3 protein-coding genes are annotated in these 11,645 nt (G+C 57.0%); all 3 read right to left on the bottom strand.

Features of this window, described 5'->3' with window-relative positions; all coding sequences use genetic code 11:
• Positions 1–9: 9 nt before the first annotated feature.
• Positions 10–861, bottom strand: a complete 852-nt coding sequence (locus tag NTU47_07535; GenBank protein ID MCX6133647.1) for an NAD(P)-dependent oxidoreductase — start codon at positions 859–861, stop codon at positions 10–12.
• Positions 858–2,258 (bottom strand): MBL fold metallo-hydrolase, encoded by a 1,401-nt coding sequence (locus tag NTU47_07530; GenBank protein ID MCX6133646.1) that lies wholly within the window; start codon positions 2,256–2,258, stop codon positions 858–860. Before NTU47_07530 ends, NTU47_07535 begins: the two co-directional genes overlap by 4 nt.
• Positions 2,259–2,411: 153 nt before the next feature.
• Positions 2,412–10,166, bottom strand: a complete 7,755-nt coding sequence (locus tag NTU47_07525) for an Ig-like domain-containing protein (protein ID MCX6133645.1) — start codon at positions 10,164–10,166, stop codon at positions 2,412–2,414.
• Between the last annotated feature and the right edge of the window lie 1,479 nt (positions 10,167–11,645).

Genomic DNA, 11,645 nt, shown 5'->3' with positions numbered 1-11,645 from the left:
TACAAGACGTTAGCCTGTGATGATGTCCCGCCAGGTAGAGGCAGGCGAGAATCCAAAAGCGTTCTTTGCCTTCTCCGTGCTGATGAAGGAGAAGTTACCAGAGAGCGATGGAGAGATGGTCTTTGTTTCCGGAAAATACTCCGCCGCAAGTGACCGGCTTTCGATGTCCGTCCATGTCTCCGGAGCACAGATGAAAAACGCATCGTGAAGCGGAAGATCGGGCGCTTCAACGCATTGCCGGACCGCTCTGGCGACATCGTGTACGTGGATGTAGGCCCAGAGATTCTTTGACCACTTCTGATATTCGCTTCGCAGCTGTTTGTACATCGTGATCTCGTTTGCCTCCGGGACCCAGATCCATGGAGGTCTGAGACAGATCGTCTGCATTCCGGTACGTCTCGTGAAACCGAGGCAGAGCCCCTCGCATGTGACTTTGCTGAGGCCGTAAGCATCCTGCGGGCGGTTCGGATGGCGCTCATCGATCTGAAGATACTCCGGCCATATCCGCGAGGTGGAAAACGCAAATCCCAGTACAGACTCACTGGAAATGAAGATGACCTTTCGGATGCCGTTCGAGGCGCACGCCTCGAGGAGATTGAATGTGCCGAGAGCGTTGGTCCGGAAGACTCTTTCAGGAGGATCATTCAGGGGGTGAGGAATTCCTGCAAGGTGGACGACAGCATCGAATCCTCTCACGTGCTGCTTCACCATCGCTGCATTCAAGAGATCGACCGCGTGGAACGGGAGGTCAGTCCGATGAGGCTTTTTGAGATCAAGATTCTGGACTTGATGGGATGCGGCGAGTTCATCAACGACGTATCTTCCGACCAAGCCGCTGCCACCAGTTACGAGAATCTTCATGCTACGATCTCCACAGAGTCTCCCCGTGCGGGGATTGCGATGTTCCCGTACCCCGCCCCACTCAGCTGTTGAGAGAGTTGCTGCGCCTGCGCAAGCTCGCCGTGGACGATGAAGGTCTGCTTCACCCTGGACTTTTCCATGGTTTTGGCGTACCCGACGAGTTCGTCCTGACCGGCGTGAGCGGAAAACGAATTCAGGATTGCAACCTCAGCCTTCAGCGAATGAAGCTCACCGTAGATTCTCACCTGCGGCTGGCGTTCGACAATCCTGCGTCCGAGCGTATGCTCGGCCATGAAGCCAACCACAAGGATGGTGTTCTTCGGATCCGAGATATTATTCGCGAGATGGTGCAATATCCTACCCCCTTCGCACATCCCTGAGGAAGCGATGATCATACAAGGTTCATCGATGTCGTTCAGTTTCTTGGACTCCTCAACACTCCGGACGAACTTCAGCCGGCCGAATCCAAACGGATCCTCCTTCTGAACGATGTGCTGCATGGTCTCTTTGTCGAAGCATTCGGGATGCATCTTGAACACTTCGGTTGTATGGACAGACAGGGGACTGTCCACGAAAATCGGTATGGAAGGAAGTTTCCCGGCATCATTGAGAGTGAAAAGAACGTAGAGAAACTCCTGGGTCTTCCCGACGCTGAACGCGGGGACGATCAACTTCCCCCTCCGGTCGAGCGTCCTTTGGATTACCTCCATAAGGCGATGTTCCATTCCCACGATGGGTTCATGGATTCTTCCGCCGTAGGTGCTCTCTGAAATCCAGACATCCACGTCACCAATCGATTCTGGATCCTTCAGGATCGGCATGTTCCTGCGGCCCAAATCACCCGAAAAACCAATGACTTTGGTGCGTCCCCCCTCTTTTGCCTCGATGCGAGTGACCGCAGATCCGAGAACGTGACCGGCATCAGCGAACGAAACGGAGACTCCGTCTGCTACTTCGAAATTCTGTCCATAGCGCATCGACACCATCTGGTCAACGGTTTGCTCGACATCATCCGAAGTATACAGAGGTTCAATGAGAGGTTCGTTTCTCTTCTTGTGTTGCTTGTTGACGAACTCTACGTCACGTTCCTGCAGATATGCGCTGTCGAATAGCATGACATTGCTGAGATCGCGTGTCGCACTCGTCGCATAGATCGGCCCTTTGAAACCACTCCGCACGAGATTTGGAAGGTTTCCGGCGTGATCGATATGGGCATGAGAAAGGACGACCGCGTCGATGTCCGCAGGGTCAAACGGGAAGTTCTTGTTTCGCTCGAACGCCTCAGCCCGCCTGCCCTGGAAAAGGCCGCAATCGAGGAGGATCCGGCTGCCATTCACCGTGAGGAGGTGCATGGAGCCTGTAACAGTTTGGGCGGCGCCGAGGAATTGGAGTTTCATAGAGAAGTGTTGGTGTTATTTTCGCGTTGTGTTTTGTGCAAAAGTAGGTAGAAGTGATAAGAGAAGCAACGAATCGAAACGCGCGCGATTCTCAAATGAGAATCCCGTTCCGGCAAGCCGGAACGGGATTGGAAGCATGATGAAGTTGTGCTGTCACTTCAGCATGATCATCTTCTTGGCGCTCATGAACGTGCCCGAAATCAGTCGGTAGTAGTAAGCTCCGGATGCCAGCTTCCTGCCTGCATCGTCCATGCCGTCCCATACCACTGTGAAGCGACCACCTGCATGAACTCCGGAAGCCAGCGTTTTCACCTTCTCGCCGAGAGCATTGAACACCTGGACCTTCACGTCCACTCTTCCTGCGGCATCCCCAACTTCGTACGAGATGTTCGTGCGATCGTTGAACGGATTCGGGTAGTTCTGGAACAGGATGAACGACGTCGGGATCTCTCCTGCCACAGCTTTTCGGACCGACACTGTGCGGGCAAGCGCCTGATCGTAGATGGAAGCAACGTCTGTCTTGCTGACGATCATCTGAGCCGATTCGATAGCGCCAACGTCGCTGAGATTGATCGGGAGCCTGAACAACGGCCCGTCACCGGCAGGGATCGCTATGTTCTGCAAGTTGTACGCCACGATCCTCATCTCGTTGCCGCTTATATTGGTGTAGAACGAATCGACCCGGGCCCGATCGAAGACCACGTCTGGCCGTGCGATGTTCACGCCCGGCCGGAAGCGCACGATAAGCTGAACGCCCTTGACCGGTATCGCATTCGTCAGGTTGAACCGGACACCGTTCTCGTTGAGCACAAGTTCACCCTTCACGTCGTTCGACGAATCACCGGCTGCCAGCGCCACGTTCATCGGAAGGAGCGGATCCGTGTCCAACGTGACGATGGAAGTGTTGACCAACGATATCGTCAACAGGTAATTCTGCATTGCGACGATATCGACGACGTCGATCCGGCCGTTTCTGTTGAAGTCGGCTTTGATGGAATCGATCCCCGTCAGGATGATCTTGCCAAGGACATGATCGATGACCGTCGTCAGATCGGCGACGTCAACCATTGTGTTGCCGTTGACATCTCCGGTAAGGACTGTCGCCGTGGCTGCGAACCGCACCGTGCTCACGATCAGGTTCGGCGCAGTGGCGAGCACCGTGTAACGTCCCTCCTTGTTACCAAGCCGGAGCATCGCTGACGCCTGACCGTTCGCATCTGTCGTCGAATTGAAGACCCGCAGGCTCTGACCAACCGCCGACCGCGGAATGCTATCGAGCGCGAACTGCACGTTGACGCCTGCCACCGGATTTCCTCCGATGTCGACCGCTGTGACAACAAACGGAGCGGTCAGTTCTGCGAAGATGAATGCAGACTGCTCGCTGCCAGATGTCAGGACCAATGCTGCTGCAGCACCGGAACTTGCGTTGGCGGTGAACCGGACGACCGTTCCAGGCAGGGCAGACGTCGAAGCCATCACGCCGTATGCGCCTACCTTCGTTCCGAGTGTCAGAACTGTCGATGCCTGACCCTTCGCATCCGTCACTGAATTCAGCACGGTCAATCGTTGACCATTCGCACCGACTGGGCCGGCATCGAGCGTGAACTGAACCGCAACGCCCGCCACCGGATTGCCTCCCTGGTCGACCACACCCACAACGAGCGCACTGTCGAGCACGACACCGATCGGCTTGGACTGTCCATCGCCCGCGACGGCAAACATCGACCGAGCAGCACCCGCAACAGCCTGGAGCCTGAACTGGACCGGACTGCCCGAGAGCCCTGCGGCGGAGGCGGAGATTCTGTATGCCCCAACCTTGTCGCCGAGCTTCACAACCGCCGTTGCGCGCCCTGATGCATCTGTCGTTGCAACCGACGGGGTAATGAGCTGACCCGTCGCACCGGACGGCAGGCTGTCGACCGCGAACGTCACAGTCTGGCCCGGAACCGGATTACCGCTTGCGTTCAGCACCCTCACGACGATCGGGCTGGTCAACTGCGCCAGGATCTGGGCAGATTGAGCGTCACCCGACGTGTAAACCAGGTTCACAGCGCCAGTCGATGTGATCGCAGTCGCCCTGAAGACGATCGGGACGTGACCGCTGAGTGCCGCCGTAACCTTGTAGACGCCGGCGCGATCGCCAAACGTCAGCACCGCTGCAGCACGGCCTTGTGCATCCGTGACAGAATTCAGCACGTTGAGCCGCTGACCCGTTGCACCGTTCGGGATCGAATCGAGCGCAAACTGGACCTGGATTCCCGGAACCGGATTCTCACCCACGTCGACGACACGGACCACAAACGCACTGTCGAGCGTAGCGCCGATCTGTTTCATCTGGCTGTCACCCGTGACATACACCAGGGCAAGAGCTGCGCCGACCGTAGCGCGGACGTTGAAGTCGACGGGGCTGCCTTCGAGACCGGAAGACGTCGCAGCGATCCTGTAGACTCCGACCTTGCTGCCGAGTTTGACACTCGTCGCCGCACGGCCGGAAGCATCGGTCACAACCGTCTCTGGCGTCAGGAGCTGACCAACCGCACCGGCCGGTCCGCTGACGACTCCAAATGTAACCTTCTGACCAGCCTGCGGATTGCCGTTCGCATCCAGCACCGTTACCTCCAGCGGAGTTACAAGCTGAGTCAGGATCTGACCGGACTGGTTGTCGCCCGACTTGTAGATCATCGTCGCCAGATTCGACGACGAAACCGCCGTGGCTCTGAAGATCACTGAGCCGCTCGGCAGAGCCGGCGAAGAGGCCGTGACCCTGTAGGTACCGACCGCGTTGCCCAACGTTAGGAAGGCTGAAGCCTTACCGGTGGAGTCTGTCATGACTGTGATCGACGTGGATCCGTTGAACGATGCTCCGGACGCACCACTCGGTATGCTGTCGATCGTAAAGGTCACGAAGACACCAGCCAGCGGCCTGCCCGATGCATCGAGCACCAGTGTGCTGAACGGTTGCTGCAACCTGTTGCTCACGATGCCCTGCTGGTTGCTGCCAGCCACCTTGCTTGCGCTAACTCTGAACGTTGCCGGACTGCCAAGCAACGTCCCAGAAGTCGCAGAGACTGTGTAGAGCCCTATCCGAGATCCGAGCGTGAGTCGCACGGAGGCTTCACCGTCAGAATTTGTGACAGCGCTGGTGCTCGTCAGCATCTGACCCGTCGCAGAATCCGGGAAGCTTGTGAGTGCATAGTTCACCGTCACACCCGGCTTCACATTTCCAAACGTGTCGGTCACTGCAACGGCCAACGGTTCGGACAACGTGTTGGCAGCCAGACCCGTCTGGTTGTTGCCATCAGTCAGGACAAGATACGTCGGCCTGCCTGCAACAGCGGTCGCAGTGAAACTCACAGGACTTCCGTTCAGCGATCCGGACAAGGCAGTAACCACGTAGTCGCCGGCCTTCGTCCCAAGCGTCATCCTTGCCGTCGCCTGACCTTGCGCGTTCGTGAAGACAAGCGTATCAGACAAGGACGATCCGGTTGAACCAGCCGGCGCGCCTGCGACGACGAACCTGACCGGCTGGCCTGAGACTGGATTTCCAGCCGCGTCGGTAACTGTGACTGTGAGCGGGCTTGCCAATTGCGTGAACACTTCGGCGGCTTGCTTGTCGCCAGCGGTGTACGCCATCCGCGTTGCGACGCTGGTAGTGGCTGTCCCCGTGAAGCGAACCGGACTGCCGGAGAGACCAGCCGATGCAGCGCTGACCTGGTATGAACCAGCTCTGTCGCCAAGGACAAGGACAGCTGAGGCTATGCCTGCAGAATCGGTGACGGACTGGATGGAGGTCAGAGATTGACCGTTCGCGTTCGCCGGAGCAGACGTCAAGGTAAACTGAACTGTGACACCCGGCTTCACATTACCGAAGCTGTCCGTGACGCTTACCGCAAACGGTTGCGCCAGCGGCGTCCCCACCTGGCCAGCCTGGTTGTTTCCAGACGCCAGAAGCATGAAGATCGGCTTTCCGGCAATTGCCGTTGCAGATATCACCGGGGTTCCGGTCAAACCTGCAGAAGTCGCTGCGACCTGGTACGTTCCAACCTTGGTTCCCAGTGTCAGCAGGACTGAAGCGTGTCCCGTCGAATCTGTTACAGTCTGAGCAGACGACAACGCCTGACGTGCTGCATTCGACGGTGCCGACGTGATGCCGAACAGGACATTGACACCCTGTTTGGCGTTTCCAAACGTGTCGGTGACACTCACGACAAATCGCTGCGGCAGCGTCGACATCACTTCGCCGACCTGGTTGTTTCCGGCCGCGAGGAGCAGATAGACTCCCCTGCCGGCGACACCGGATGCGGTGAAGGTAATCGCGTTGAGCGATCCGGACGAGGCGGTTACAGTGTACGTTCCGACCTTCGTTCCCATAGTCAGGCTGGAAATTGCCTGACCCTGTGCGTTCGTGAAGACGACAGTGTCAGTCAGCGCCGTGCCGGTTGCGCCTGCGGGCACGCCTGCGAGCGAGAACCTGACCGGCTGACCGGCCACGGGGTTGCCGTCGCCGTCGAGCACCGTGACAACGAAAGGATTCACGAGTTGTGTGCCAACCGGAGCTGAGCCTCTGTCGCCAGCAGCCGAGACCAGCGCCACCGGTATGCCAGAAGCAGTTGCAGTCGCCCTGAAGAAGATCGGGCTTCCGCCCAATCCGGCAGATGTAGCCGATACACGGTACACGCCCCCCTTGTCACCGAGCGTCAGGGTAGATGAAGCGAACCCAATGTTATCGGTGAGGACGATCGTGCTGCTCAGTGATTGACCCGAGGCCGCATTCGGAATGCTGTCAATCGCGAACGTTACCGAGATGCCGCTCAGAGGCGCGCCGCTTGCATCGACGGCTCTGACCACGAACGGTTGCCCAAGCGCCGTCTTGATTGTGCCAGCCTGGTTTGCGCCAGTGAACTGGACCATAGACGGAGCACCCGCCGGTGTCGCGTTGGCGACGAAGAAGGCAGGGCTGCCGGTCAAGGAACCGGACGTGGCGGAGACGACATACTGGCCGGGCTTGTTTCCGAGCGTCAGTACCGTCAAGGCCTGACCGCTGGTTCCGGTCGCGACATTCGTCGCGTTCAGTGACTGACCAGACGCATTGAACGGTGTGGAGGTAATTGCGAAGCTGACAGGCGCCCCGCCCACCGAGTTGCCGTACGCGTCGGACACAGTGACAACCATCGGTAGACCCAGCGTTGAGCCGGCGACGTTCGTCTGGTTGTTGCCTGACACTAATGCCAGGCTCTTCGCCGGACCCGCGGTTGCATTGATGGTCATGAACCGAGGTGGGAGAGTTCCTGCCGTCACCGCTATCGTGTAGACTCCGGCTTTTGTTCCCGGCGTGTACCGAACGAATGATTGACCCTGAGCATCCGTCACAACGGTTGTGTCGATCGGATACTGGCCCGTGGCACCCGCCGGTATTCCGACGTTTGCGAAGCGGACATTGAGGCCATTGATCGGATTGCCAAAGGAGTCAGTTACCGCAACGAAGAACGTCTGGCCGAGCGGAGTCGCAACTTCGCCGCTCATAACAGTTCCAAGAGGCAGATTCGCGAACGCCGGTGCGCCGGCAACCGCCGTGGCACTGAATGTCTGCGGGCTGCCCGAGAGACTGCCGGACGTTGCTGTTATGCCGTATGAACCGGCTTTCGTACCGAGCTTCAATGTCGTTGAAGCCTGGCCGCTTGCGTTCGTGACCGCTGTAAGTACAGTGAGCGACGCCGTCGTATCGCCTGACGGTTTGCTGCCTATTGCGAAGTTGACCGTTGTACCGGCGAACGGATTACCGAACTGATCGAAGACCGTCACAACGAACGGATTCGCGAGCTGAGAACCCACAGTTGCGCTCTGACCATTGCCGGTCTTCAGGACGATCGACTGGGCTGCCGGCGGCAGGACACCTGAGGTAGCCGTCGCTGTAAAGACCCACGGGCTTCCCTGGAGTGCTCCCGAAATCCCATGCACTTCATAGACGCCGACGCTATCACCTAACGTGAGTGTCGTTTGCGCACGCCCCTGCGCGTTCGTCAGCATGAGCGTATCTGTGATTGCCTGACCGGATGCTCCCAATGGAGTCGTCGCGAGGACAAATCGCACACTGGCACCCTGAATAGGATTGCCAAACACATCAACTACCGTTACGACAAACGGTTGCGTCAGTGTCGTCTTCACGACCTGCGATTGACCGCTGCCGATCTGCGCGCCGAGAGCAAATGCGCTTCCGGTGACCGCTGTGGAATTAAAGGATATCGATGCGCCTGACAAAGCCGTCGAGGTAGCGACAACGGAATATGTGCCGGGCTTCGTGCCGAGTGTCAGTTTGGTTGATGCCTGACCACTCGCATTTGTTGTGATCGAAGCGACGCTGAGCGTCGCGCTCGTATCGCCAAGTGGTTTAGCCGAGATGGCAAAGTTCACTGTCGCTCCGGAGAACGGGGCGCCGAACTGGTTGAGGATGGTCACGACCATCGAATTCGCCAGTTGTCTTCCGAACGTATCAACTTGTGTGTTGCCGGTCGCTAAAATCATTGAAGTAGCCACTGGCGGTGCAACGACGCCGGTTGCCGTGGCCGTAAATGACGCCGGACTGCCCGACAGTCCAGCAGAGTTTGCTGTGACTGAATATGTTCCTGCCGCGCTGCCGAGGTGCAGCACAGTAGAGGCATGGCCGCTGGCATCAGTATTTGCGCTTGTAACTGTGAGACTCTGACCTGATGCACCACCTGGAGCGCTCGCGATCGCAAATGTGACAGGTGTATTGGCAATGACATTACCGTACCCGTCCGTAACGGTTACCACAAACGGGCTTGAAAGGTTGGAGTTTGGACTCCCGCTCTGGCTGCTTCCCGATGTAGCGGCGAGGTTTTGGGCCACCCATTCCAGAGCCGCGGGTCCGAGCGGATGCGTCGCATCAGACGCGGTCCACCTGCTAAAGGAGAGAATACCCGTCTTCGTGATTGTCTGAGCACCAGTGTTGACAGTGCCCCCCTGGCGACGCCAGTTTGCACCGTTGTCTGTGGAACGCCAGAGCTCGAGCGTGCTTTCGTCATACGTGCCAATTTCGTTGGCACGACTGTATGAAAACACCATTGTACCGTTGTAGCCGCCACCAGAAGAGGAGATGTCGAAATATCTCTTAATGGATGAGTTCGACGCGAATCCGGGTCCGCCCGGCAGCGCCGTACCTGATACTCTTCTTATTGTGGTATTGCCCGGAGATGTCCCTGTGTACGAAAGAGTGAGACCAATGTCTCCGAAGTTTGATGACGACAACGAAGTGAGATCTACTGTTTTTTGGATACTGCCGCTGAAGTATCCTTGTTCGACGAGCGTTCCAGCGAGCACCATTGGTGCCGTGGCCGGGTCCGCATATCCAGTTGTTCCTGACGCAATTGTGAAAGTTCCGTTAACTTGCGGTGAGCCTGCATTGAACGACTTCGTGCCTGTTCCTGAGTACTTGAGATCCTGATATGTCATCGGTGGAATCGACTGACTCGAACCAAAGAATTCATAGACGCCGCCATTGACTGATGGAAGCCCAATCGCCTGATTCTTAACTCTGATTGATCCCGTATTTGTGATGGATCCTGTTGCCGATTTCTTCAGGTCACCACTCGCTCGGGCCTCGCTGGCAATCGTCACCAGCCAGAGAAAGAGCAAGAACGCGACTTTCCATGGCGATTTACGCAACCGCCACCGGTTGAGCCGGCGTATGAACTGGGTTTTCGCTTTCGCGCCCATGATAGTACCCTTCGGTTTCTTGGATCCACGCACCCTGCGTAACAGCCCGTTGTCGTCAGCCCTGGTCATGAGAGTTGACCCCTGCTTCCGGACATCCGGGATGGAGCGGAGAGGCTGAGACTTGTCAGCGCCTTCGCCCTTGGCAAAGCGATAATATGTGGATCTTGGACTCATGAACTATGTCGTTCCGGAACTATGAGATATACAGTTGAAGAAATGATTCTACCAATTACAGCTTTCTGCATTTGAAATTGACTACGGTGTTTCCGACATCCTCTTGCATCGAATGGATCGACAGCGACGACAGGCGACGCACATCTGAAGTAATTGCGCCAACGTGTCGATCCCGGCAGCGGTCCTCTGGCTATACCGGCCACACGAACGCGCGGAGTACACCCCAACGCTGAATTCCGTGTTTTCGATATGTTCTTCATGCCACCCTCAGAGGTTTGCTTCATCGCACTGCCTCCTCTTTGAATTCCCGAGTTTCACACACCCGGAGTGCCCGCCTTGATCACTGGTTTCCACCAGACGGGCAGGTTCTATACAAGAATACCTGGAAGTCCACATCATCTCCTTTTTCGCTCCATTGTATTTCAGATTCTTCGCTCCGCTCAGAATGACAGCTGTTCCGATGAAGGGAGAGAAGGCAAGAAGGAGCCCTGCAGAAACAGCAGGTAAAGGACTTGCCTTCTCTCGACGCCCATCGGCGGTACGACCGGCCGGTACAACTGCCGTTCGTCCTTCAAGTAAAATCTGAAGAAATGGCCTGAGCAGGACCATCCTTCCCTTGCTTGATTCGAACAGGAACTCGCTTCGCCACAACAAGTCATCGCGAAGTTTCCCATGCAAGTGCAGTCCAATCCGGTCCCGAAGAGAGCCATCCGAACGAGAAGGAGTTAACTCATTCAGCTGGCGCTTCCGCGCATACCGTTTCGGCCTTCGGATGGAGTATAGAAGAGGTGATCCCCTTCCTTCATCCGGTGACGGCGTTGACGCAGTCATATCATAGAGCCGACACCGCCACATACACATTGATATGGTTCTTCCTGTTCATTGTTTGGGACCTCTATGTCTTCTGTTTCGGGTGCGATTGCGCGCACTCCGTCTATGGAATCGCACTTCGGAGCATCGACTTAATAACCGCCAACTGAGCGCCGGGCAGCAAGCCGTGAAATCGTCGTGTGATGGAGGGTCACCGTGAGCGCGCGCTATAAACTCGCTTGCCCGCGAACCGCTCAGAGCCGCAGTTCCGTCGCGGGGGAGCAAAGGTCCCCAGCGATGCGCAGGTTGAGCATTCCTCTTATATAGAGTTGGTGACTGTACCATCACTTTCCTTATTTTCCACAATCCGACGATTTGCGTTTGCCTGCTCGCCTGATGAGCGGAGATAGTTCTCTCCCGCATTCACAGACTTGCATTCGCCCGGATGCCTGGCAATCGTCTGGCGCCGACAGATTACACTACACCAGCACCGTCGAGATGCGATGACTCCGAAACGACTTCAGGTTGCTTTACAGACCGACGGTGATGGTACCGTTGTTGGTCACGGCGCCATCGACGTTGAAGTCAACATTTACGTTAAGCGCTGTCGAACCGGTTCCCGCTGCGAGCAGCAGGCTTGTCTCCACCGGCACCGTCATGCTTCCCGTG

This window comes from Ignavibacteriales bacterium (assembly GCA_026390595.1).
GTDB lineage: Bacteria > Bacteroidota > Ignavibacteria > UBA10030 > UBA10030 > UBA9647.
The sequence above is the reverse complement of the archived record's forward strand: the minus strand, read 5'-3'. Positions and strand labels throughout refer to the sequence as shown.